This window comes from Proteus vulgaris (genome assembly GCF_033708015.1).
Classification (GTDB): Bacteria; Pseudomonadota; Gammaproteobacteria; order Enterobacterales; family Enterobacteriaceae; genus Proteus.
Genome location: NZ_CP137920.1, coordinates 867,802 through 893,281, shown reverse-complemented (window position 1 = coordinate 893,281; position 25,480 = coordinate 867,802). Strand labels below are relative to the sequence as shown.

The window sequence follows — 25,480 nt, the reverse complement described above, 5'->3', positions numbered from 1 at the left end:
AGGCACCTTTGTTTCATTCCTTCTACTTTAGTTCGTTTGAAGATGATCTTCTTGACCATTTGGCAGAGTAAGTAATCAAAAAAGCGCCTGATATTTAACTATCAAGCGCTTCGTTTTTATCTCTATTTGACTAATTTAATAGGCTAATTTACAGCCAGAAGAACCAAGCAAACAGAGAGATAACTAAGATACAGACTAAATTCAGCACACCACCGACACGTACCATTTCTGTCTGTTTAATGTAGCCAGAACCAAAGACAATCGCATTGGGTGGTGTTGCAACAGGTAGCATAAACGCACAAGATGCACCAATACCGATAATCATCGTTAACGCCATTACTGGCATACCTAATGCTTGTGCTACTGTTGCAAAGATGGGGACTAATAACGCGGCACTCGCAGTATTACTGGTAAATTCAGTTAATACGATGATAAAGGTTGTTACTGCAAGGATAATCACGAACCAGTGGCTTGTACCAAAAGTTTCTTTCATAAAATCAGCCATTACAAGGCTTGCACCAGAAGACTGTAAAATAGCGCTCAGTGTTAAACCACCACCGAACAGCATTAACACACCCCACTCAGTGTTTTCTTGAATTTGGCTCCAACTCGCGACACCTGTTACACCGATAACAATTGCGGCACTGACTGCAATAACGGTATCTAAATCTTTAACACCTCCAAAAGCACTGCTGATGAAAGAGCTGAAGATCCAGCATACGACGGTAATTAAGAAGATAATCATGGTGATAACACGTTTGTTATTCCATTCTAACACTTCTAATTTTAGGTCAAATTTATGTTTTAAGTTAGGACGCAGCATCAGATACATCACAATAAACATGATAGGCAATAACACTAGCATGATTGGAATACCGTACTTCATCCACGTGATGAAATCCAAGTTCAGTTGGGCTGCTGCAATCGCATTTGGTGGGCTACCAACCAACGTACCTAAACCCCCGATACTTGCACTATAAGCAACACCTAATAATACGAAGACAAAAGTATTACGCTCTGAACGAATATCTAAGTTAGATAAAATACCTAATACTAGAGGCAGCATCATCGCAGCTGTTGCTGTATTACTGATCCACATTGAGAGTAATGCCGTAACACCAAATAAAAGCAATACAGCGATTGACAGTTTACCTTTTGCGATCATCAGCAAGCGGTTAGCAATTAAGCGATCTAACCCTTGAATATGAAGCGCTGTCGCTAACGCAAAGCCACCGAAGAATAAGAAAATGATGGGATTCGCAAATGATTTTAATGACTCATTGGTATTCATTAGCCCAAGCACAACGGCTAATATAGGTATAAATAATGCAGTGATCGTAACGTGAATAGCTTCTGTTAGCCATAACACCCCCACAAACACCATTAATGCTAAACCTGCATTGGCCTTGGGATCATAAGGTAAAAATTCTAGCAAAAGTAATAATAAAACTACATCGATTGCCAGAATGATTAACCCTCGCTTGTTTATCGGGCTTGATTTCGCCGATGGGGCTAAATTGGACGCGTCCATGATAATACTCCACATTAGCTGATATGAACATTGGGTTCATTAAGCCATAATTGTTAACGAAATAGGTTATATGTGAAATATAAAAACATTTCTCGCCATTGAAAATGCGCAAAACTAATAATTGGGATCTCATCCACGAGAATTAACCAATTTATTAATAAAAGAGCAATAATTGAACACTATTTTCTCTTACGTATCACACTTTTTTCAAAGGTGTTAAGAATAAATATTCTGTTTTTTCTGTAAAAAAATAAAAAAAAGAGGAGAACGCTAAGTTCTCCTCTTTCAGTTCAATAAGATTTTTTAATCAAAGATGCAAGATTATGCTTGGCCTTTAACTTCTTTCAGACCGTTGAAAGGTGCTTTGTTGCCTAATGCTTCTTCGATACGGATCAGTTGGTTGTATTTAGCAACACGATCAGAACGGCTCATAGAACCTGTTTTGATTTGACCTGCTGCTGTACCCACTGCTAAGTCAGCGATAGTTGCATCTTCAGTTTCACCAGAACGGTGAGAGATAACTGCTGTGTAGCCTGCATCTTTCGCCATTTTGATTGCTGCTAAAGTTTCTGTCAGTGAACCGATTTGGTTGAATTTGATCAGAATTGAGTTAGCGATGCCTTTGTCGATACCTTCTTTCAGGATCTTAGTGTTAGTCACAAACAGGTCGTCACCAACCAGTTGGATTTTGTCACCAAGAACTTTAGTTTGGTATGCGAAACCATCCCAATCAGATTCGTTTAAACCATCTTCGATAGAAACGATTGGGTATTGTTTAGTCAGTTCTTCTAAGTAATGAGTAAACTCTTGTGAAGTGAAGGTTTTGCCTTCGCCTTTCAGTTCGTAGTTACCAGTTTCACTGTTGTAGAATTCAGAAGCTGCACAGTCCATAGCCAGAGTAACGTCTTTACCTAAAACGTAACCTGCTTTCTCAACGGCTTCTTTGATAGCAGCTAATGCAGCAGCGTTAGATTCTAGGTTTGGTGCATAACCCCCTTCGTCACCAACTGCAGTGTTCATACCTTTTGCTTTCAGCACTTTTGCTAAGTGATGGAAGATTTCTGAACCCATACGCACAGCTTCTTTCAGAGAAGGCGCGCCAACAGGTTGGATCATGAATTCTTGGATATCAACGTTGTTATCTGCGTGCTCACCACCGTTGATGATGTTCATCATTGGCAGAGGCATAGAATATTGACCGTGAGTACCGTTCAAATCAGAAATATGCTCGTACAAAGGCATACCTTTCGCAGCAGCTGCTGCTTTTGCGTTTGCTAAAGAAACCGCTAGGATTGCGTTTGCACCAAAGTTTGATTTGTTTTCAGTACCGTCTAAATCGATCATGATTTTATCGATGTTAGCTTGGTCTTTTGCATCTTGGCCAAGGATCGCTTTAGCGATTGGACCATTAACAGCAGCAACCGCTTTCAGAACACCTTTACCTAAGAAACGTGATTTGTCACCATCACGTAATTCTAACGCTTCGCGAGAGCCTGTTGATGCGCCTGATGGAGCAGCCGCCATACCAACAAAACCACCTTCTAAGTGAACTTCTGCTTCAACTGTTGGGTTGCCACGAGAATCAATAATTTCACGACCAAGTACTTTAACGATTTTGGACATTCGGTTTTCCTCTGTACAAGTTAAATTTCCGAGAAGAGATACTCTATCTCTTCTCATATATCCTATTTCAGCAGGCCTTTCTGGTGATCAAAGGCCGCTTTCACAAAGCCTGCAAATAACGGATGGCCGTCACGCGGCGTTGAGGTAAACTCTGGGTGGAACTGACAAGCAATAAACCAAGGATGGTTTGGATTTTCAATAATTTCCACCAGTTTGTTATCTACTGAACGACCAGCAATACGTAAACCCGCATCTTCGATACGTTTTAATAGTAGATTATTTACTTCATAACGGTGACGATGACGCTCTGTAATGGTGTTTTTGCCATACAGTGTGCGAACTAAGCTATCACCACTTAAATGGCAAGGCTGAGCACCAAGGCGCATCGTACCACCTAAATCACTCTCTTCCGAACGCACTTCAACATTACCGTCTTCATCGCGCCATTCAGTAATTAATGCGATAACTGGATATTTACAATCTGGCGCAAATTCAGTGGAGTTTGCGTCTTCCATACCAACAACATTACGTGCAAACTCAATCATAGCAACCTGCATACCTAAGCAAATGCCTAAGTAAGGGATTTTATTTTCACGCGCATATTGAGCAGCCATAATCTTGCCCTCAATACCACGTTCACCAAAACCGCCGGGTACTAAGATTGCGTCTAACCCTTTAAGCATTTCTACGCCACGAGTTTCAACGTCTTGTGAATCAATGAGTTTGATATTTACGGTAACACGGCTTTTGAAACCACCATGTTTCAATGCTTCAATCACTGATTTATAGGCATCGGGTAACTCAACATATTTACCAACCATACCAATGGTCACTTCGCCTTCAGGATTCGCTTCTTCGTAAATAACTTGTTCCCACTCGGCAAGATTTGCGACTGGGCAATCTAAGCTGAATCGTTTACAGATATAATCATCTAATCCCTGTGATTTCAATAGTGCAGGGATTTTATAAATGGAATCGACGTCTTTTAATGAAATAACCGCTTTCTCAGGTACATTACAGAACAATGCAATTTTGGCACGTTCGTTTGCAGGAATAACGCGGTCTGAACGGCAAATCAATGCGTCAGGCTGGATACCGATCGACAGTAATTCTTTTACAGAATGCTGAGTTGGTTTGGTTTTCACCTCACCCGAAGCGGCTAAATAAGGCACCAATGTTAAATGCAGGTAGAATGTGTGCTCACGGCCCACTTCTGCTGCCATTTGGCGAATCGCTTCTAAGAATGGTAAAGATTCGATATCACCAACAGTCCCGCCGACTTCAACTAAAACGACATCATGGCCTTCACCACCACGGATGATGCGTTCTTTAATTTCATTAGTGATATGAGGAATAACTTGAATAGTAGCCCCAAGATAGTCACCACGACGCTCTTTACGTAATACTTCAGAGTATACGCGTCCCGTCGTGAAGTTATTACGACGGGTCATTTTCGTACGAATAAAGCGCTCATAGTGCCCTAAGTCGAGATCAGTTTCAGCACCATCGTCAGTGACGAAAACTTCCCCGTGCTGAATTGGGCTCATAGTACCTGGATCGACGTTGATATACGGATCCAACTTCATCATGGTGACATTGAGTCCACGGGCTTCGAGTATAGCCGCCAGAGAGGCTGCGGCAATGCCTTTACCCAGAGAGGATACGACCCCGCCGGTCACAAAAATATAATTCGTTTTCATGCTGAACCTGAAAGTTTAGGTGTATTAGGATGATGGATATAACTGGACGGGAACACAGTATACCCGAACCTTATTTTCGCTACAAACATTCTTAGTAGTATAAAGTTCTTTTTCATCACGCCACTTATCCGTTTAAACACGAAAAAACAGTAAAAATTCAATTAACTAAACCCGTGAAAATATTTCTCAAGCATTTTAGCTTAATCCTTTCAGCTAAGATATCACTTTTAGAGAAGAGATGCTTTATTTTTTTCACGATATTAAGTGTAGCAGGTTTATAGCGAGATCTTTTGCTTATGATCATGCGTTTAATTTTTTTGAGGTCAATCACATTTCCAATGCAATAAAATGCAAATATGAAATTTTAAATCACCCAAAAACAAAAAAGCGAAATTACATTTTATAATTTCGCCTTTTAAAAACTTTTATAAAAACAGCTGAAAAAACGAGATGTTATAGGTTATTTTTATCGCATTTTATGTCACACTAACGTTAATTTTCGTGTCACAATTCACTCAATCTGTTGTTCTTTTGCTTTCTGCCAGCAGATCTCCATCTCTTCCAATGAGGCATTTTCTATGCCTATACCTTCATCTGAAAGTGTCTTTTCAACAAAACGAAAGCGTTGCTCAAATTTTCGGCATGCTCGATTGAGCGCTTGCTCAGGTTTTTGTTTTAAATGCCGAGATAAATTGACAACTGAAAAGAGTAAATCCCCTAATTCATCTTCAATTTTAGACACATCTTGAGGTTCTCTTTTTACTTCTGCTATCACTTCATCAATTTCCTCAAACACTTTACCTAAAACGGGTTCAAGTTCATTCCAATCAAACCCGACAGAAGCACATCGTTTTTGAATTTTTTCGGCTTTCATCAAAGCAGGCAATGCGGCAGGAATATCATCTAATAATGAAAATTGTGCTTTTGCCTCACGCTCTTGCGCTTTGAGTTTTTCCCAGCGATGTTTTTCTGTTGATAAATTGTTTTCACTTTCAGAGGCAAAAATATGTGGATGACGACGCTCTAGCTTATTACTCATGGCCTCACAAACATCATTAAAATCAAATAACTTTTGCTCCTGCGCCATTCGTGAATAAAAAACAACTTGATAAAGCAAATCACCCAACTCTTCTTTTAAATCAGCAAAATCTTTACGGGCAATAGCATCTAATACTTCATAGGTTTCTTCTAATGTATAAGGTGCGATAGTGTCAAAAGTCTGCACTTTATCCCATTCGCATCCCGTATCAGGATCACGTAACTGCGCCATAATTTCTAATAAACGAAAGATTTCACGATTTTCTGACATCATATTGCCTTTTAAATAAGAGTGGGCGTTATCCTGTTTAACACATTTTTGATAAAAAAATGCCGAGAACAGTTGTCTCGGCATCTTATCATTTTAATGTATTAGTGAGAAAAGCGTTTCGCCTCTATCACATCAGGCAACTGATTCAGTTTTGCCAAAATACGACCTAATACTTGCAGATTATAAATCTCAATATTCATATCGATGGTTGCAATTTGTTGCTTCACATCACTACGGCTACTGACACCGAGTACATTGACTTTTTCATTCGCTAAAATAGTCGTGATATCGCGTAATAATCCACTTCGATCATTGGCAACAACACGAACGACAAGTGAATAACCGCTAGAGTAATTCTCACCCCATACTGCATCAACAATACGCTCTGGCGCATGAGAAAGTAACTCTGCAAGTTGTTCACAGTCTGCTCGGTGAATCGAAATACCACGGCCTTTTGTAATAAAGCCAACAATATTGTCACCCGGAATAGGCTGGCAACAGCGTGCAATATGGTGCATTAAGTTACCTACACCTTCGACAACAATGCTTCCACCTGATCCTGTGGTTCTTGGTGCTGGTGTTTTACTTTCGAGTGTCCGTAACGCTTCTTTATCTTCATCTTCTGCAGTGGCTTTATTCAATCTACTTTGAATAAAGTTCACTAATTGGTTGATTCGAATATCACCGACACCAATCCCTGCTAATACTTCATCAACACTATGAACGTTATAACGTGCAATCAGCAGTTTTTCTGCTTCTTTCATGTTGATATCCATATGCGCCAATTCGTTATCTAAAATCTGACGGCCAGCAAGAATATTTTTATCGCGATCTTGCTTACGGAACCAATTATGAATTTTCGCACGACCACGACTTGTCGTGACATAACCTAAGTTAGGGTTTAACCAATCGCGACTTGGATTAGGATGTTTTTGCGTAATAATTTCAATTTGGTCACCCATCTGTAATTGATAGCTAAACGGTACAATACGCCCGCCAATTTTTGCCCCAATACAGCGGTGACCAACATCACTATGAATATGATAAGCAAAATCGAGCGGTGTTGAGCCTGCGGGTAAATCAACAACATCACCTTTTGGTGTAAAGACATACACTCGATCATCAAAAACTTGGCTACGGACTTCATCCAGCATTTCGCCAGAATCCGCCATCTCTTCTTGCCATGCAATCAGTTTACGTAACCATGCAATACGGTTTTCATAACTGCCTGTACCGCCTTTCGTCGCAGCCCCTGTTGCACCTTCTTTATATTTCCAGTGCGCAGCAACTCCCAATTCTGCATCTTCATGCATTTGGCGAGTACGAATTTGGATTTCAACTGTTTTACCTTCAGGCCCTAACACAACGGTATGAATAGATTGATAGCCATTGGGTTTTGGATTTGCGACATAATCATCAAATTCATCAGGTAAATGACGGAAATGCGTATGTACAATCCCTAATGCGGCATAGCAGTCTTGAAGACGTTCAACGACTATACGAACAGCCCTCACATCAAATAACTCATCAAATGCGAGGTTTTTTTTCTTCATTTTGCGCCAGATACTATAGATATGTTTGGGACGTCCATAGATATCTACATCGACATTCTCTTCTTTCATATAACCACGAACTGTACTGACAAAATTATCAATATACTGTTCGCGATCGATACGGCGCTCATGAAGTAAGCTTGCTATTTTTTTGTATTCATCAGGATGAAGATAGCGGAAACAAAAATCTTCTAATTCCCATTTTAATTGCCCAATACCCAATCGGTTGGCTAATGGAGCATAAATATTAAAACACTCTTTAGCTGCCAGTACGCGCTCATCTTCAGTGGCATCTTTTACTTCACGTAAATGGGCTATACGCTCTGAGAGTTTAATGACCACACAACGGAAATCTTCTACCATAGATAACAGCATACGACGCACGTTATCTACCTGAACCGAGCTTGTTTCATTGGTATGTGTCGCTTTTAATTGGCGTATGGCATCCATTTCCATAACACCACGCACTAAGCTCCAAATAGCCTCACCAAAGTGTTCAGTGATGATTTCCTGACCAATAAGATTTTCTTCAGCAAGAGGGAAAAGAAGCGCCGCCCTCATACTGTCTTTATCCATGCTGAGTGTCGAAAGAAGCTCAACCATTTCAACACCACGCCATAATAGCAGTTCAGCGTCTTCACGCCCTTGAACAGTACGATGGCAGTATTCCCAGGTTTGCATGATTTCACTACCCGCATTGGCATGGGTTAAGTTCAAGCTGTTGACCCATTTATCAACAGCAAACTCTCCTGCAGGTGTTAAGTGAGCACTTCTTACTGCAACCATATTCTCTCCCTACACGGTATAAATCTTATTTGCGACTTATTTACTGGCTAACTGTCTATTTTCAAATCAATTTATTTTCGACTAAACAGTGCCATTGATTCCAGATGACCCGTTTGTGGAAACATATCCAACATTTTTAAACTGGTTAGCTGATATCCAGAATCTAATAATATCTTACTATCTCTGGCTAACGTGGTCGGATTACAGGAAACATACACGATTTTTTCTGCGGATAACTTCACAATATGTGACATTACCTCTAAAGCCCCTGCTCTTGCAGGATCTAACAACACTTTGTTAAACCCTTTCTTCGACCACGACATGGCAGAAAAATCAGCTGATAAATCTGCATGCCAAAAATGCGCATTACCTAGATGGTTTAATTCTGCATTCTTTTTCGCCATCTCAACCAGTGCGGGCACACCTTCTATCCCCACCACTTCGCTCACGCGTTTTGCAATAGGTAAAGTAAAGTTACCCATACCACAAAATAGATCTAACACGCGATCTTCTGACGACAAATCAAGCCATTCAATGGCTTGAGCAACCATCTTAGGATTTATTTCATCATTTACTTGAATAAAATCAGTAGGTGCAAAACGTAAATTTAGACCTTCTATTTGATAGAAGGGTTCCTTCTCAATTGAGGTTAATCGTGCTATCTCGCTATTATCGCCTGCAAGATACATCGTAACTTGATGAGTTTGGGAGAAATCACGCAAACTCTGTTTATCACTCTCTGGCAATGGTAATAAATGACGTAAAATAACTAGTGGCCCATTATCGGCGAGCACTATTTCAACATGCCCTAAATCACGTACTGATGTTAATTTTTTAAGGCATGCCCAAAGAGGAGACAATAAATTATTTAATTGAGGTTTTAATACTGGGCATTTTTTTATCATGACCAAATCATTAGAACGCTCTTGACGAAAGCCCATCACCAACCCTTTTTCTGGTTGATAGCGCAATCCTAATCTTGCTCTACGACGGTAACCATATTCGGCACCTGCAATAACAGGCTCCGCTGAAATCACCACACCCGTTTCGCGTTTAATAAGATGTGATAACACACTGGCTTTTGTTGTACGTTGTAACGCGATAGGTACATGTTGCTGCTGACACCCCCCACAACGTTCATAATATTCACAAAGAGGTGTTATACGCTGTTCGCTAGTAGTAAAACGCTTTATAACCTCACCTTTAGCAAACTGGCGCTTTTCTTCTGTTAAACGAATACGAGCAGTTTCTTGTGGAAGAAGTCCTTTTACAAAAATCGTTTTGCCCTCAGCATGAGCAATACCTTGACCATTTGCATCCAATGCACTGGCGGTCACTTCCAGAGTTGTCACCTGTTTTTTCACAGGACGTTTTTTAGGAGAATAAAACTGCACCATAGTATTAAATTAAGTATCAATGACGGATTAACAGTGAAATGGCATCGTTTTAGAATACGCTGTATGTTTTTCAGCGTGACATGAATGACTATGCATTTCGAAAGAAAACATAGAAAGAGTATAACATCGAACAAGTTATTTACTTAACTGATATAAGCAATATTTTTGTTAAATTGAAAAAACTTTTAATGACAACAACCTAAGACACACGTTTTATGAATTTTATATTGTTCTATAACTAACAAATATTATATATAACTTAGATATTGAATATATTTACAATTAATAACATCTATTTTCTGTTATTTTAATAAATCTTTATTATCATTAAGAAAACTCTAAAAAATATCACCAATCAATTAGATAGTGTTTTTCTTAATGATTATAAATTAATCACAAACCATTAATTTTCTATATTCCTCATAAGCATAATGATCGGTCATTCCGCTGATATAATCTTGAATTAATCTTGTGCGATAATAAAACTCTAAAATTTTTCCTCTTTCAGTATTTATATCACTTAGCTTTTCTAACATTTCGTTATAAGCCAGTTTATGTTTAACAGAAAGCTTATGATATAAGCGCGTCTCAATAACATATTTAGGATGTTCGTTATATTTATGCAATCTTAAGAAGTCTTCAGTTGATAATAAAAGCAAGGGCTTATAGATATCAAGTAATCCACTGATCACGCGATATCCTTTCATTTCTAGCTCTTCAACTTCAGGATGGCTAAATACCCATTTTTTAGCGACGCTTTTTAATGTTGTTAATAATCGATGTTCAGCACTATTCCCTTCCAATAAGGCATGGTTAAAACTCCCTTCATACACTTGAGGAAGATTTTTTATAAAACGGTACGCCGTATAAGGGACTAATTTTCCTGTAATATAAACTCTTAAATACATAAAAAATTGATCTTGCATACTGCGTTTTGCTTCATTTTGATCAACTTTTTTATAAGCACGATCCACTGTTATATTAAATAAATCACCTTCAGACACATCACCATTTTCACGCCATGCATCTCGTAAAAGCTGAACAAGACGATTGATATCAAAAATCCCCTTTTCTACCGCATCATCTAAATCCGCGATGCAATAAGAGATGTCGTCGGCAGCTTCCATAATATAAGTGAGAGGAAAGCGACAAAATTCCCCCATATCTAATTTTTCTTGCACTTCTTTTACAAATGCTAATTCAGACCAGTAATACCCTGGTTTTTTCATTAAGTAACTATATTCTTTGGGAATTTCACCTTGCCAATAAGCAGGACGAGTGTATTTCAATACACAGCCAATCTGTGCATAGGTTAAATTTAATTTAAGGAGATGATGCGCCATTCTAATCGCTTGGGCATTTCCTTCAAATTGGCATAAATCTTGGCGTAACATTTGTCGCAATTTATTTAATTGCACTTTAGCTGAATACTGCATAGGGATAAACGGGCAACAATCAAACTCAATACTCGCTTCTGGCGATAACACTTTTTGAAACCAATGTTTAATCGCAGCTTCGCCAAAATGACCAAAAGGTGGATTACCAATATCATGCATTAAACACGCCATCTCAATTAAACTTTCAAGGCTATCGATACGATCAATTAAGCCATACGCTTCAAGTTTATTTTGTTTTCTTAATTCACCAATAATTTGCTTAGCGATATAACGCCCAATTTGTTGAACTTCTAAAGAGTGAGTAAGACGGCTACGGACTGCAGAATTTTGCTCTAAAGGAAAGACTTGCGTTTTTTGTTGTAAACGGCGAATGGCTGCAGAATTAATAATACGCCCACGATCACTTTCAAATTGACGAGAAACCTGTATTTCATCGTTAATATCGATATCACTGCTGTTATATTTACGTTGATAATTTAACTTCAGCTTAAAATCGATCATTTCTGTCCTCTTTCTGGTTTCGATGAAACGAATTCTCTATTCTTTGTGTTATATCGTGTTTTTCCGATAGATGTTAAACTCTATTTCTATTTTTTTATTAACCTACAAGTGAGTATGACACAATGAGAGTTGGCGTAATAGGTGCAATGGAGCAAGAAGTCACACTTCTGCGAGAGAAAATTGAAGATTGCCAAATCTTATCGCGTGGTGGTTGTGAAATTTATACAGGTACCATCAACGGTGTTGATATTGCATTATTAAAATCGGGTATTGGTAAAGTTGCTGCCGCGATTGGCACAACGTTATTACTTGAGCATTTTCGTCCTGATGTCGTTATCAATACTGGCTCTGCGGGTGGTTTAGACTCAAGATTAAATGTCGGTGATATCGTTGTTTCAACAGAAGTACGTTATCACGATGCTGATGTTACTGCGTTTGGTTATGAACCTGGTCAAATGGCGCAATGTCCCCCCGCTTTTATTGCAGATCCTAAACTTATTCAAATCGCAGAAGAATGCATTGAATCGCTAAAATTAAATGCGGTTCGTGGTTTAATTTGTAGTGGTGATGCTTTTATTAATGGTGCAGAACCTTTAGCTCGTATCCGTCGCACATTCCCAGATGTTGCAGCCGTAGAAATGGAATCAACTGCAATTGGCCATGTTTGTCATCAGTTCGACACGCCATTTGTTGTGGTTCGTGCTATTTCTGATGTAGCCGATAAAGAATCGCATTTAAGTTTTGATGAGTTTTTATCTGTTGCTGCAGAACAATCAAGCATAATGGTGACAGCGATGTTGGATAAATTAAAAGACTAATTAAGTCGAGATAATCCTAATATCGCTTTATCAATACCCCGCCTTTATTTTTTACTTTTTCTAAGATAAAAAATAGGTGGGTATTTTTTTACTATTGGAAAAGTAATGCGTTTATTTATCAATTTGGGGTTATTATTCTGTTCATTACTTTGGCTCAATTTTGCCATTGCTATCACACCAGCTGATCGCGTTATTACACTATCACCATCAGCCACTGAAATGGCTTATGCCGCAGGCATGGGCGATAATATTATCGGAGTTAGTGCTTACTCTGATTATCCAGAAGATGCCAAACATATTGAACAAGTAGCCAATTGGCAAGGTATTAATATTGAGCGCATTCTATTATTAAAGCCTGATTTAGTGATTGCATGGCGAGGGGGTAATCCACAACGTTCGTTAGATCAGTTAAAAGCTTTGGGTATCCCTATTATTTATTCAGATCCACAAAGTATTGAAGAAATCGCAGACGATCTCGTGACTCTTTCTAATTATAGCTATCATCCTGATATTGCAATAAAAAATGCCCAAGAATTGCGCCAGCAATATCAGAAGTTACAGCAAAAATATATATCAAATATATCGAATCAACCCAAGAAAAAGGTGTTTATTCAATTTGGAATGCAACCCTTATTTACCACATCAAGTGGCACATTGCAGAGCGCTATTACAGAGCTTTGTGGTGGAGAAAATATCTTTGCTAGTAGCCCTGTGGCATGGCCTCAAGTAAGCCGTGAGCAAGTCCTTACAAAACAGCCTGACTTGATCATATTCAGTGGTAAAGCAACTCAAATACCGACAATACAAGCCTTTTGGCAACCCCAGTTGACTGTTCCTATTATTGCTATTGATGAAGATAGTTTTAGTCGCCCGACACCCCGTATTATTAATGCAGCACAGCAAATTTGTGAGGCAGTGGCGAAAAGTTAAATTACGTTTTGTTGAAAAACAAGAAAGGATTTAACAATAGGAAATTGAACGTTTAAGGTTTTATTCTTAGGTGTTGTTCTTAAAATTTTATCTTTAAAAAATCCCACCGACAAAAGTTGTGAGCGAGCAAGAAGTTATCCGCGACAGACAGTGCGCAACAAACGAGCATACATAAGTATGTGAGTCTTGTGAGCGCACTGTCTAACAAAGGATAACTTTGACGCAGCCACAACCTTCCAGATTAAATACTAAAAGAAGAGCCGCAACCACAGGTACTCTTAGCATTAGGATTAGTTACGATGAAACGCGAACCTTCTAACCCCTCGGTATAATCCACACAACCGCCCACTAAATACTGTAAGCTCATAGGATCAACCACTAAAGCAACGCCTTGTTTTTCTATGGTCATATCACCTTCATTCATGGCATCATCAAAGGTAAAACCATACTGGAATCCGCTACAACCGCCGCCCGTGATATAAACACGTAAACGCAGATTTGGATTTTCTTCATCTGCAATCAGATCTTTTACTTTATTTGCAGCCGCGTCAGTAAATTGTAACGGCAGAGCCATATCATCACTCATTGTTCACTCCAGACTGGGTATTCCAGCAAAAAAACAGCCAGCAAAAATTTATCTTTCCTGCTGATATAATGTGATGATTATCTAATACCTGCTCATAACCTTCAAGTTTGTTGTGGACAAAATACACTTTTTGCTACCTATCACTTTTTACGATAAACCACATCCCCTCAATAACAGTGATAAATCAAAATCTTGTTGTCGTGTATTTGGCTTCATCTGCGCGGTGCTTTAGAATACGCCTTAATCTTACGCTCACCCATCATTAGGAGTCTGACATGAGCAAGTCTGAAACGCTTTATAATCTCGCACAACAAGTGATCCCCGGCGGTGTCAACTCACCTGTTAGAGCATTTAACGGTGTAGGTGGAACCCCGCTTTTTATTGAACGTGCTAATGGTGCGTATATTTATGATGTCGATGGACGTGCTTACCTTGACTATGTTGGCTCATGGGGACCCATGGTTTTAGGTCATAATCACCCCGCTATTCGTGATGCCGTGACTGATGCGGTACAAAAAGGGTTAAGTTTTGGCGCACCAACGGCTGCTGAAGTTGAAATGGCAAACCTCGTTACTGAACTAGTTCCTTCAATGGATATGGTTCGTATGGTGAATTCAGGCACAGAAGCGACAATGAGTGCGATCCGCCTTGCTCGTGGCTACACGGGTCGTGACAAAATTATTAAATTTGAAGGTTGCTACCACGGTCATGCAGATTGCTTATTAGTCAAAGCTGGCTCTGGGGCATTAACGATGGGACAACCCAATTCACCGGGTGTACCTGCTGATTTTGTCAAACACACCTTAACCTGTACTTACAACGATTTAAATTCGGTACGCCAAGCCTTTGAAAACTACCCAGATGAAGTCGCCTGTATCATTGTTGAACCTGTTGCAGGCAATATGAACTGCGTACCACCAAAAGCAGACTTTTTACCCGGTTTGCGTGCACTATGTGATGAATTTGGTGCATTGCTCATTATTGATGAGGTAATGACAGGCTTTCGCGTAGCATTAGGCGGCGCACAAGCTTATTACGATGTTGATCCTGACTTAACCTGCTTAGGCAAAATCATCGGTGGCGGTATGCCGGTCGGTGCCTTTGGGGGACATATGGAAGTGATGTCTAAACTCGCACCAATTGGCCCTGTTTATCAAGCGGGTACTTTATCAGGCAACCCTATTGCAATGGCAGCAGGTCTAGCCTGTTTACACGAAGTTTCACAACCCGGTGTTCATCAAACATTGGATGATCTCACCACAATGCTAGCAGATGGCTTACTTGAAAAAGCACAACAAGCGGGTATTCCAATGGTTATCAACCATGTGGGTGGTATGTTTGGTCTGTTCTTTACAGATGCTAAAGAAGTGACTTGCTATCAAGATGTAATGAACTGCGATGTTGAACGCTTTAAACAATTCTTCCACTTAATGTTAGAAAAACGTGTTTATCTTGCACCATCGGCATTTGAAGCTGGCTTTATGTCTATTGCGCATACCAAAGAAGATATTCAACGTACTATTGATGCCGCAGAGTATGCTTTTGATAAAATGAAAGGCTAAGATTCAATTAGTTTTTTGATAAATTGACTAAAAATAATGACATTATAGTCAATAAAAACGGCACGTTACGTGCCGTTTTTTATTTTAGCCCACTGACAGGATCACTCATTCAGAAAACAGATCTTGTAACCACTTTGGCGCACCACTTTCATCGGTATCTTGCTGAACAGGCGTACACAATCCATCTGGATTTGCTGTCCATACAGGTAGAGTACGAACACCACCACCATAACAAGCAAAGTTACCTTGAGCATCAACAGACATCTCTGCGATATCTTCTGGTGCAGGTGGATTTAATTTCAGTGGTGCCTGATTTTCTAAATAATTACGATACAGCAATAATGCCCCTGTTGAACCCGTTAAGTTCGTTGGGCCATTATTATCGCGCCCCATCCATGAAATCGTCACTTCCTTGCCATCAATCCCCGCAAACCAACTATCACGTAAATCGTTAGTCGTACCCGTTTTACCTGCAAGATGGTAATTACCAAATTTCGGTTTTAATACACGCCATGCTGTTCCTGAATTCACCACTTGTTGCATACCAAATAGCGTCATATAAGCCGCTTGGGGTGAAACTGTCGTTTCAGCTTGAGGATAACTTTGGTAAAGCACCGTGCCATCTTGAGCAATCACAGAACGCAATGATGATAGTTTTGCACGATTACCTAAACTACCAATTGTTTGGAAAGTTTGAGCGACTTCCATTGGCGTTAAGTTTAATGCACCTAATAGCATCGCTGGTACTTTTTCCAGATTTTCTGCTGGTGCACCTAAGTTAATCCACGTTTTGATAACTTGGTCTAATCCCACTTCTAAACCCAAGTTCACAGTAGGTATATTGCGTGAGGTTGCTAATGCATCCACCAGCATTAATTTACCTTTATAACCACGATCGTAGTTACGTGGTTGCCAAGGCTTACCTCCCGGAATAGGAACGGAAATAGGCTCATCAGCAAGCCATGTATTCAAACGAAAACGATCGGGTTCACTTAATGCCGTTAAATAAGTTGCGGGTTTTGCCAAAGAGCCAATAGAGCGACGAGCCGATAATGCACGGTTAAAGCCCGCATATTGTGGTTGAGATCCTCCTACTAATGCTCTCACTTCACCGCTTAAGCGATCCACAACCACCATTGCCCCTTCAAGATCATCAATTTTACGCACTTTGCGTATATCCGCGACACCCACTTCAACCGCTTTTTCAGCTGCATCTTGTGAAACAGGATCTAATGTGGTGAAAATTTTCGTACCTGATAAATCTTTCACTTTATCGCCAAGAGTTGTTTGTAACTCTTGGCGAACTAATTGCATAAATGCCGGTTGAGGCGTCAACGCTTCACTACGTGGCTTCACACCTAAAGGACGTGCACTAAGCACATTATAAAGCTCTTGGTCGATTATCTCTTGAGTTTGCAGCAGTTTTAATACCACATTACGACGCTCTAACGCCGCTTTAGGGTTACGCCATGGATTATAAGCAGATGCCCCTTTAACCATACCCACTAAAAGTGCTTGCTGATCAAGGCTTAATTCGTCAACGGGACGACCAAAATAATAGAGGCTAGCTAAAGGGAAACCTCGAATTTGTTCATCGCCACTTTGCCCTAAAAAGACTTCATTAAGATACAGTTCTAAAATACGATCTTTGCTATAACTCGCATCCATAATGATCGCCATATAGGCTTCATTCAGCTTTCTTTTTAACGTTCTTTCGTTAGTCAAAAACAGGTTTTTTACCAACTGTTGCGTTAAGGTACTGCCACCTTGAACTGCTTTACCCGCAGTAAAATTCGCCAAGACAGCTCGTCCAATTGAATAAAAGCTAATACCGTCGTGCTCATAGAAACGGCGATCTTCTGTTGCAATTAATGTATCCACTAATAATTGAGGGAATTTATCTCTTGCTAAGAATAAACGTTGTTCACCATTTGCAGATTGCATCATGGTAATTAACTTAGGATCAAGACGGAAAAAACCAAACTGCCGCTGATTATCCATGTTAGTAATACTAACCAGTGAATTCTGCTCAAAGGCTAATTTAGCTAAAATTTGCTCTTCATGACCATCAGGAAAATCAAAAGGTCGGCGCAACATTTCAATTGTATTGCCTCTTACCACAAATTCGCCAGGACGAGTGATTTTGTTCACATTGCGGTATTGCATACCCTCAAGTAAGCTCACCATCTCTTTTTGGCTATAATTCATGCCCGGCTCTAAGTTAACGGTACGTCCGTAAACCGCAGCAGGTAATTCCCAAACATTACCATCAAGGCGCTCTTTGATTTGAGAATGTAAATAAACACCATAAATACCCATTAAAACCGCAACCACAATGGCGATTTTGACAAATAACCAAAACCAAGAACGACCTCTTTTGGTTTGTTTCACTGGTCTTTTCTTTCTACTCATGAACTGTATCTCTCATTAAAACCCCTTTATCACGGGATAAAGAAGCCTAACATTGTCGCTATTTTTCTGTGTGATCCCACAAGAAAGCTCTCAAATACGAATAAAACTAGGGTAAAACGAATATTCATTTATTGGCTATATTTTTTTACTCGTCGTGTGGGTGCTGTATCTGCGGGTGAGTCAGGCCATAAATGCTTGGGATAACGCCCTTTCATCTCTTTTTGCACCTCTTTATAACTTCCTGCCCAGAATGTCGCTAAATCTTGTGTCTTCTGAATGGGTCGATGAGCAGGTGATAATAATTCCATCACAACAGGTAATTGACCGTTCGCTACAATAGGGCTTTGCTGTTCGCCATAAACCTCTTGAATGCGGATCGCAATCACAGGAGGTAACTCCAAATCATAGTTGATAATCACTTTTGTACCTGTTGGCGCCAAATAATGCGTCGGAAATAAGCGTTGAAGCAACTGATTTTCATGCCATGTTAATTGATTTTTAATAATGGTATTAATATCAATTTGTTGTAATGCTTTTAATGTCTGAACTTCTCCCAGCTCAGGCAACAACCATGTTTCTAAAGTTTCAAGCAACACCGTTTCTTTTAAATCAGGTAATGAGGCTTCTGGGCACCATTTTTTCGCTAAAGAAAGACGAGTAAAAAGCTGTTGAGTCTCTTCACTCAGTGCTAACGCATTTAAACCGTTATCTCTTAACCAATTCAATAGCGCTTGTTGTATTTGCTGTTTATTGGGCTTATCGAATTGACGCTGACTTAAGGTTAATCGCCCTAATTGACGCTGTTGCCAAGCAACTAATGTACCGCGTTTTTCATCCCACTCAACTGTCGTGTTATTTTCAATAAGCGCAGGAAAGGTCGCTGATATTTCATCAATATCTATGGGTAGCGCTAATAAAATGCGTACATCGGCATAATGTGCATTTTGTAGTAATAATGGCGCTAAGATCCACTGAGTATCACTTATTGAGTGCCTGTCATCCATCATAGCGCCTTGCCCATTCGCTAAACGAAATCGCCCTTGGTTATCACGATTTTTAGCAATCCTATCAGGAAATCCAACCGCTAATAATAAACCTAATAATTCAGGACAAAACGTCCCTTTTCGATGTTGAGAAAGCTGTTTCTCACGTCGCGACCAGAAGGCATTTTTTTGTTGAACAATCCACTCAAGATTAATTTCTTGCCCTCGTGGCGGTTCTTCTAAGATTGCACATAAACGTGCAGCCGTCGCAAGATGATTGTCACTTTGCTCACTCGCATAATCCAAAATTGCCGCTAATCGAGGCTCAATGCCCCATTGCACCATGCGTGAACCTCGTGATGTTAATCCACCTTGTTTATTTATCGCACCTAAACGATACAATAAATCTTTAGCGGCATGTAAAGCTTGTGATGTCGGTGTATCTAACCAACTCAACTGATGAATGTCACGGCATCCCCACTGCAAAACAGAAAGCCATAACGATGATAAATCACTACTTAATATTTCAGGTGTCTGGTGAGAAGCAACGCGTTCTGCCTGTTCTTGGCTTATTAAATGCCAGCAGATGCCAGCCTCAAGACGTCCTGCTCGCCCTGCTCGTTGTGTTTGTGATGATTGGCTAATTCGTTGTCGTAATAAGCTAGTGACACCACTTTTCAAATCAAATTGAGCGCGTTTTTCAATAGCACTATCAAGGACTAAGCGGATCCCTTCAATGGTCAGACTGGTTTCGGCAATATTGGTGGCAAGGACAATTTTTCGATAACCTTTTTCAGTTGGCTCAATCGCTTTTTGTTGTTCAGCTAATGAAAGCGCGCCATAAAGCGGAAATAGCAAAATATTGTCATCCACTTTATCTTTTAGAATATCAGTCACGCGTATGATCTCCGCACTTCCCGGCAAGAATATCAGCATAGAGCCGGTTTCTTGTGCCAATAATCGCAATGCCATTGTGGCAATTTCTTGCTCAAAGGGTTGATGTGTACTGATAGGAGAATACACTCTTTCGACGGGATAACTGCGTCCTTGTGCACTGATCATCGGGGCATTGGGTAGCAAAGAGGTCAGTTTTTGATTATCTAAGGTCGCTGACATAATCAAAACACGCAAATCTTCACGTAACCCTGTCTGTACATCGAGCAATAGCGCCAGCGCTAAATCCGCTTGTAAGCTACGCTCATGAAATTCATCTAAAATCACAAGACTTACGCCAGTCAACTCTGGATCTTGCTGTAACATCCGGTTTAATACGCCTTCGGTGACCACTTCAAGTCGAGTTCTTGAGCTAACTTTGCTTTCCGCCTTCATACGATAACCTACCGTAATTCCAACGTCTTCATTTAGCTGGCTTGCTAAACGGTAAGCAATACTTTTAGCCGCTATTCGCCTTGGCTCTAATAAAATGATTTTGCCATCAAAGCCATTTTGCTCCAGTAAATAGAGGGGGAGTGCCGTCGATTTACCTGCACCAGTGGGTGCATGCAGCAAAACTTGTGGGGATTGTTTTAACGCAGTAACGATTTTTTCTGTTACATCAAAGATTGGCAATAAATGCACAGAGGCTCCATAGCTCATTAACTTTCTTGGCTCGGCATTGTAGCATTAGCGCTTTATTAAAGGTCGTATTTTCATCGGAGTCGTTATGAAATTTGAGCAACCGCTACAATCCGCCACTTTACTAAAACGATATAAGCGTTTTTTAGCAGACGTTGTTACCCCTAATGGGGAAGAATTCACGCTCCATTGCGCCAACACTGGAGCAATGACAGGATGTGCGACACCCGGTGATACCGTTTGGTACTCCACCTCCACAAATGCAAAAAGAAAATATCCACATAGTTGGGAATTAACTCAAACTCAAACCGATGATTGGATTTGTGTAAATACCTTAAGAGCGAATGGGATTATTGCTGATGCAATTGAAGCGGGTGACATTCCAGAATTATCTGAGTATGACGAAATAAAACGAGAAGTGAAATACGGTAGTGAGAACAGCCGTATTGACATTTTACTTAAATCAAATCATAAAGTTGACTGTTATATTGAAGTGAAGTCAGTCACCTTACTTGACAACGGTATGGGCTATTTCCCTGATGCAAAGACAGAACGTGGTCAGAAACATCTTCGAGAGTTGACCGCCATCGCAAAATTGGGTTTAAGGGCTGTCTTATTCTACGCAGTTCCCCATACTGGAATTACGGAAGTGACTGTTGCTAAAGAGATTGACCCTAACTATGCTTCACTGCTAAAAGAAGCAACTGATGCAGGGGTTGAAATCTTGTGTTATCGCATCAATATTAGTGAATACGATTTAACAATTGGACAGCAATTACCTTTTATTTCAAATGGTTAATTGATTTTCATGGTGTTAGTTAAGCATTTTTTAACTAAAAAAGGACATTTACTTGCGTGCCTTCACACCATGAGAAAACTTATTAAAGGAATAATTGCTATCCGCGCGGGCATCTGCTATTTATAGCGCCCTATTTTTTCCCCTTCCTATTTTGAAGGTGGGGATTATTCAGAAATGCGTATGTAGGAGAAGCATTATGCAAGAAGGGCAAAAGCGTAAAACATCGTCCATGAGCATTCTCGCTATTGCTGGCGTTGAGCCATATCAGGAAAAAGCGGGCGAAGAGTACATGAACGAAGCCCAATTAGCGCATTTTAAGCTAATACTTGAATCTTGGCGCAATCAGCTCAGGGATGAAGTCAACCGCACCGTTACTCATATGCAAGATGAGGCGGCAAACTTCCCAGATCCCGTTGACCGTGCTGCACAAGAAGAAGAGTTCAGTCTTGAGCTGCGTAACCGTGATCGTGAACGTAAACTCATTAAGAAAATCGAGAAAACACTGAAAAAAGTCGAAGATGATGACTTTGGTTTCTGTGAATCTTGCGGAGTAGAAATCGGCATTCGCCGTTTAGAAGCTCGTCCTACTGCCGACTTATGTATCGACTGTAAGACATTAGCTGAAATCCGTGAAAAACAAATGGCTGGCTAATAATAAGTAAACGCCTCAGCCTAATACGTTGAGGCGTTAATCTGAATCTTTCGATGCACGAGATTACAGACTATATTGGGCGCTTTGCGCCATCACCAACAGGTCAACTTCATTTTGGCTCATTGGTTACTGCACTCGGCAGTTATCTTCAAGCTCGCGCTCACAATGGGCGTTGGCTTCTGCGCATCGATGATATCGATCCTCTTAGAGAACCTCCTGACGCTGCATTCCAAATTATTCGTACATTAGAACATTATGGTTTGTTCTGGGATGATGAGATCCTCTATCAATCGCAACGTCATGATGCTTACCGTGAAATTTTACACACACTTTGGAAAGAAGGTGTTTGCTACCACTGTCATTGTAGCCGTCATCGTTTACATGACCTAGGGGGCGCGTATGATAACCACTGCCGTCATCGTCATCCGCTTACAAATAATGTGACCCCCTTTGATAAAAAAAGTGCATGGCGATTGATCCAACAGCACCCTGTTTATCATTTTGAAGATGTCATTCAAGGTACATATTATTCAAAGAATACATCTATCGTGTTAGAAGATATGATTATTCACAGAAAAAATAACTTATTTGCGTATAATCTAGTAACGGTGATTGATGATAATTATCAGGGTGTAACCGAAGTTGTTAGAGGTGCCGATCTACTTGATCCCACATTGCGACAAATCAGTTTACATAAACAACTGAATTTACCTATTCCGCGTTATGCTCATTTACCTTTAGCAATAAATCATGACGGTAATAAATTATCAAAACAAAATCACGCACATGCGTTACCTGATACGGATCCAAGACCTGTCATTATCGATGCTTTACAGTTTCTAAATCAGCCTATTATTGCGGGTTGGCAAGATTATTCGTTAGCATCATTGTTAGAGATTGCGATAGCGAAGTGGTCACCTTCTGAGATTTTAAAACAAAATCATCAGCAACAAGGATATGAATAAACCACACAAAGCATTCTCAAAAAATGTTCAGTAGGCTATGATTAGCCGCTTAATTTTTTTTAATTATTAGAATTTATTATTCGAGGTGTCATATTTTTAATCGAGTAGCACATTTCTGCCGTAATCTGCTAGGGCGACAAACAACGTCATCAGACACACAACCGGTAGCAAGTGAAAGGCCAGTCACTGCATCTGACCGACCAATACAAGAAACACAGAAACCTGTGCGTCGGCGTCCTGCTATATCCGCAGACCGTCCCCGTAAAAAAAAGAGTAATAAAGAAAAGGCGAACGGGAGTGATTTGCCAATGACTGTGATCCCAAGAGATCAACACCCAATTTCACGTAAAGACATCAGTGATAATGCATTAAAAGTACTTTATCGCTTAAATAACTCTGGCTTTCAGGCTTATTTAGTTGGTGGTGGTGTCCGTGACTTATTATTGGGAAAAAAACCAAAAGATTTTGATATTGCCACTAATGCAACACCTGAAGATGTACGTCGATTATTCCGTAACAGCCGTTTAGTCGGTCGTCGTTTCCGTCTTGCTCATATTATGTTTGGTCCTGAAGTGATTGAAGTTGCGACTTTCCGCGGATCTCATGAAGATCATGAAGTTTCAGATAATAACCAATCTCAGCAAGCACAAAGTGGCATGTTACTGCGCGATAATATTTTTGGCTCAATTGAAGAAGATGCCATTCGTCGTGACTTTACATTAAACAGCCTCTATTACGGTGTTGATGATTTTGCTGTGCGTGACTACGTTGGTGGTTTAGCAGATCTAAAAGCGGGAATTATTCGCTTAATTGGCGATCCTGAAACGCGTTATCGCGAAGATCCCGTCAGAATGCTGAGAGCCATTCGTTTTGCCAGCAAATTAGATATGCAAATTGCGCCAGAAACTGCAGCGCCAATTAGCAGACTCGCCCCTTTATTGCGTAATATTCCATCAGCTCGTCTTTTTGAAGAGTCACTAAAACTATTACAAACAGGGCAAGGCTATAAAACTTACAAGTTAATGTGCCGTTATCAATTAATTGAGCCACTGTTTCCTCTGATTGCGTCAAAAATGACAGAGCAACATGATACGCCGATGGAGAGAATGCTAGATCAAGTTCTCAAAAATACGGACTACCGCATCAATAAAGAGATGCGAGTTAATCCCGCATTCTTATTTGCCGCGATGCTATGGTATCCATTAATTGAACATGCTGAAAAATTAGTCCAAGAAAGCGGTCTTTCTTACTATGACTCTTTCTCTATGGCGATGAATGATATTTTAGATGAGCAATGCCGTACTATTGCAATACCAAAACGCATTACCACAACAATGCGTGATATCTGGCAATTACAACAACGCTTACCTAAACGCCAAGGTCGTCGTGCGAATAAATTACTTGAACACCCTAAATTCCGTGCCGCGTTCGATTTACTGGAATTACGTGCCAATGTACAACGTAATCCCGATCTTGAAGCATTAGCAAATTGGTGGGCTGATTTCCAAGCATCTAACAATACGCAACAACGCTCAATGGTCTCTGAATTAGGTCAAGCACCTGTTCGCAGGCGTCCGCGTCCTCGTAAACGCCCTCGCCATCCAAGTGCTAAATCTGCATCTAGACAAGAGAACACCAATGAATAAGCAGAAAAAACGTGTTTATATCATTTTGGGAAGTAATTTGGATTCACCTGAAAATCAGGTGAATTCAGCGATTAAGGCAATCAGTGAGATCCCGCACACAACATTGATTGCACAATCATCTTGGTATCGTACTCGCCCAATGGGGCCGCAAGATCAGCCTGATTACCTTAATGTTGCTGTTGCGATTGATACAACATTAACACCAGAAGAGTTACTTAATAACACACAAGCGATTGAATTAGCACAAGGTCGTGTCAGAAAAGAAGGCCATCGTTGGGGGCCAAGAACGCTTGATCTTGATATTATGTTATTTGGTGATGATGTGATCCAAACTGAGCGATTAACCGTACCTCATTACGGACTTAAAGTACGCGAATTTATGCTTTATCCATTAGCTGAATTAGCCCCAGATCTTCGCTTTCCTGATGGCGAGTTATTAGCAGATAGATTGGCACTAGTGCCTGAAAATGGCATGGAAAAGTGGTAATTTCACACTAATACGCCTTTAATGCTAAAGGTTGATACTGTAAAAAAATATAAACAGTATCAACCTATCACTTCGCTTTTTCTTTCCCTCGATTTTTCAAACTCACCTCTTCTTCTCAATCTTTAAACTCTTTCATATTTATTTTTAACCTATAATCGATTGATAAATATAAATAAAAATTAACAATTATTATTTTTTATTGCTCATTGCGTTACTTTTTCTTCGTTTTTAATCCTTAAATGCTACAATCGAAAGCGGCTTTATTTTG

18 protein-coding genes are annotated in these 25,480 nt (G+C 40.0%); 8 read left to right on the top strand and 10 right to left on the bottom strand.

Going from position 1 to position 25,480, the window contains the following annotated elements; genetic code table 11:
- Positions 1-148: 148 nt before the first annotated feature.
- The 7 genes from SB028_RS04185 to dgt all read right to left on the bottom strand — a co-directional run bounded on the left by SB028_RS04185 (position 149) and on the right by dgt (position 11,797).
- Positions 149-1,531: a DASS family sodium-coupled anion symporter gene (locus tag SB028_RS04185; RefSeq protein ID WP_318859875.1), complete on the bottom strand. Its 1,383-nt coding sequence runs from the start codon at positions 1,529-1,531 to the stop codon at positions 149-151.
- Positions 1,532-1,852: 321 nt separating this feature from the next.
- On the bottom strand, positions 1,853-3,154 hold the full coding sequence (gene eno, locus SB028_RS04180; RefSeq protein ID WP_069368491.1) for a phosphopyruvate hydratase: 1,302 nt from the start codon (positions 3,152-3,154) through the stop codon (positions 1,853-1,855).
- A gap of 62 nt (positions 3,155-3,216) precedes the next feature.
- Positions 3,217-4,854, bottom strand: coding sequence for a glutamine hydrolyzing CTP synthase (pyrG, locus tag SB028_RS04175; protein ID WP_069368492.1), 1,638 nt, complete (start codon positions 4,852-4,854; stop codon positions 3,217-3,219).
- A 511-nt stretch (positions 4,855-5,365) separates the two neighbouring features.
- Complete coding sequence (gene mazG / locus SB028_RS04170) at positions 5,366-6,163, bottom strand: nucleoside triphosphate pyrophosphohydrolase (RefSeq protein ID WP_069368730.1); 798 nt, start codon at positions 6,161-6,163, stop codon at positions 5,366-5,368.
- Between the two features lie 101 nt (positions 6,164-6,264).
- On the bottom strand, positions 6,265-8,502 hold the full coding sequence (gene relA, locus SB028_RS04165; RefSeq protein WP_069368493.1) for a GTP diphosphokinase: 2,238 nt from the start codon (positions 8,500-8,502) through the stop codon (positions 6,265-6,267).
- A 71-nt stretch (positions 8,503-8,573) separates the two neighbouring features.
- A complete protein-coding gene (gene rlmD, locus SB028_RS04160; protein ID WP_069368494.1) occupies positions 8,574-9,899 on the bottom strand; it encodes a 23S rRNA (uracil(1939)-C(5))-methyltransferase RlmD in 1,326 nt (441 codons plus the stop codon).
- 389 nt (positions 9,900-10,288) lie between these two features.
- Positions 10,289-11,797, bottom strand: coding sequence for a dGTPase (gene dgt / locus SB028_RS04155; protein ID WP_069368495.1), 1,509 nt, complete (start codon positions 11,795-11,797; stop codon positions 10,289-10,291).
- Between the two features lie 122 nt (positions 11,798-11,919).
- Here dgt and mtnN point away from each other — a divergent pair, with 122 nt between their 5' ends.
- On the top strand, positions 11,920-12,615 hold the full coding sequence (mtnN, locus tag SB028_RS04150) for a 5'-methylthioadenosine/S-adenosylhomocysteine nucleosidase (protein WP_069368496.1): 696 nt from the start codon (positions 11,920-11,922) through the stop codon (positions 12,613-12,615).
- A gap of 105 nt (positions 12,616-12,720) precedes the next feature.
- On the top strand, positions 12,721-13,545 hold the full coding sequence (btuF, locus tag SB028_RS04145; RefSeq protein ID WP_069368497.1) for a vitamin B12 ABC transporter substrate-binding protein BtuF: 825 nt from the start codon (positions 12,721-12,723) through the stop codon (positions 13,543-13,545).
- 241 nt (positions 13,546-13,786) lie between these two features.
- Here btuF and erpA read toward each other — a convergent pair whose 3' ends face one another.
- Complete coding sequence (gene erpA / locus SB028_RS04140) at positions 13,787-14,131, bottom strand: iron-sulfur cluster insertion protein ErpA (protein ID WP_006534944.1); 345 nt, start codon at positions 14,129-14,131, stop codon at positions 13,787-13,789.
- A gap of 275 nt (positions 14,132-14,406) precedes the next feature.
- Between erpA and hemL the strand changes: the two genes are divergently transcribed.
- Positions 14,407-15,693, top strand: coding sequence for a glutamate-1-semialdehyde 2,1-aminomutase (gene hemL, locus SB028_RS04135; protein ID WP_069368498.1), 1,287 nt, complete (start codon positions 14,407-14,409; stop codon positions 15,691-15,693).
- Between the two features lie 105 nt (positions 15,694-15,798).
- Here hemL and mrcB read toward each other — a convergent pair whose 3' ends face one another.
- A complete protein-coding gene (gene mrcB, locus SB028_RS04130; protein ID WP_069368499.1) occupies positions 15,799-18,105 on the bottom strand; it encodes a bifunctional glycosyl transferase/transpeptidase in 2,307 nt (768 codons plus the stop codon).
- 128 nt (positions 18,106-18,233) lie between these two features.
- Complete coding sequence (hrpB, locus tag SB028_RS04125) at positions 18,234-20,666, bottom strand: ATP-dependent helicase HrpB (protein ID WP_077885122.1); 2,433 nt, start codon at positions 20,664-20,666, stop codon at positions 18,234-18,236.
- Between the two features lie 85 nt (positions 20,667-20,751).
- On the opposite strand from hrpB, the gene sfsA reads away from it, so the two are divergent.
- The 5 genes from sfsA to folK all read left to right on the top strand — a co-directional run bounded on the left by sfsA (position 20,752) and on the right by folK (position 25,212).
- Positions 20,752-21,462 carry a DNA/RNA nuclease SfsA gene (sfsA, locus tag SB028_RS04120; protein ID WP_069368501.1) on the top strand — a complete coding sequence of 237 codons (711 nt, stop codon included), beginning with the start codon at positions 20,752-20,754 and terminating at the stop codon, positions 21,460-21,462.
- 196 nt (positions 21,463-21,658) lie between these two features.
- Positions 21,659-22,114, top strand: coding sequence for an RNA polymerase-binding protein DksA (gene dksA / locus SB028_RS04115; RefSeq protein WP_023580786.1), 456 nt, complete (start codon positions 21,659-21,661; stop codon positions 22,112-22,114).
- Positions 22,115-22,167: 53 nt separating this feature from the next.
- The gene (gluQRS, locus tag SB028_RS04110) at positions 22,168-23,079 is read left to right on the top strand and encodes a tRNA glutamyl-Q(34) synthetase GluQRS (RefSeq protein ID WP_069368502.1); all 912 of its coding nucleotides are present in this window, start codon (positions 22,168-22,170) and stop codon (positions 23,077-23,079) included.
- Between the two features lie 92 nt (positions 23,080-23,171).
- Positions 23,172-24,725, top strand: a complete 1,554-nt coding sequence (pcnB, locus tag SB028_RS04105; protein ID WP_409565715.1) for a polynucleotide adenylyltransferase PcnB — start codon at positions 23,172-23,174, stop codon at positions 24,723-24,725.
- On the top strand, positions 24,718-25,212 hold the full coding sequence (gene folK / locus SB028_RS04100) for a 2-amino-4-hydroxy-6-hydroxymethyldihydropteridine diphosphokinase (protein WP_069368504.1): 495 nt from the start codon (positions 24,718-24,720) through the stop codon (positions 25,210-25,212). The genes pcnB and folK overlap by 8 nt, the downstream gene beginning before the upstream one ends.
- Positions 25,213-25,480: the final 268 nt, after the last annotated feature.

Bases quoted from the DNA above. Each gene is read 5' to 3' on its own strand.
- sfsA (WP_069368501.1), top strand. From the start codon at position 20,752: ATGAAATTTGAGCAACCGCTACAATCCGCCACTTTACTAAAACGATAT.
- hemL (WP_069368498.1), top strand. From the start codon at position 14,407: ATGAGCAAGTCTGAAACGCTTTATAATCTCGCACAACAAGTGATCCCC.
- mtnN (WP_069368496.1), top strand. From the start codon at position 11,920: ATGAGAGTTGGCGTAATAGGTGCAATGGAGCAAGAAGTCACACTTCTG.
- rlmD (WP_069368494.1), bottom strand. From the start codon at position 9,899: ATGGTGCAGTTTTATTCTCCTAAAAAACGTCCTGTGAAAAAACAGGTG.
- pyrG (WP_069368492.1), bottom strand. From the start codon at position 4,854: ATGAAAACGAATTATATTTTTGTGACCGGCGGGGTCGTATCCTCTCTG.
- eno (WP_069368491.1), bottom strand. From the start codon at position 3,154: ATGTCCAAAATCGTTAAAGTACTTGGTCGTGAAATTATTGATTCTCGT.
- mrcB (WP_069368499.1), bottom strand. From the start codon at position 18,105: ATGAGTAGAAAGAAAAGACCAGTGAAACAAACCAAAAGAGGTCGTTCT.
- gluQRS (WP_069368502.1), top strand. From the start codon at position 22,168: ATGCACGAGATTACAGACTATATTGGGCGCTTTGCGCCATCACCAACA.
- SB028_RS04185 (WP_318859875.1), bottom strand. From the start codon at position 1,531: ATGGACGCGTCCAATTTAGCCCCATCGGCGAAATCAAGCCCGATAAAC.
- dgt (WP_069368495.1), bottom strand. From the start codon at position 11,797: ATGATCGATTTTAAGCTGAAGTTAAATTATCAACGTAAATATAACAGC.
- folK (WP_069368504.1), top strand. From the start codon at position 24,718: ATGAATAAGCAGAAAAAACGTGTTTATATCATTTTGGGAAGTAATTTG.
- btuF (WP_069368497.1), top strand. From the start codon at position 12,721: ATGCGTTTATTTATCAATTTGGGGTTATTATTCTGTTCATTACTTTGG.
- erpA (WP_006534944.1), bottom strand. From the start codon at position 14,131: ATGAGTGATGATATGGCTCTGCCGTTACAATTTACTGACGCGGCTGCA.
- relA (WP_069368493.1), bottom strand. From the start codon at position 8,502: ATGGTTGCAGTAAGAAGTGCTCACTTAACACCTGCAGGAGAGTTTGCT.
- mazG (WP_069368730.1), bottom strand. From the start codon at position 6,163: ATGTCAGAAAATCGTGAAATCTTTCGTTTATTAGAAATTATGGCGCAG.
- dksA (WP_023580786.1), top strand. From the start codon at position 21,659: ATGCAAGAAGGGCAAAAGCGTAAAACATCGTCCATGAGCATTCTCGCT.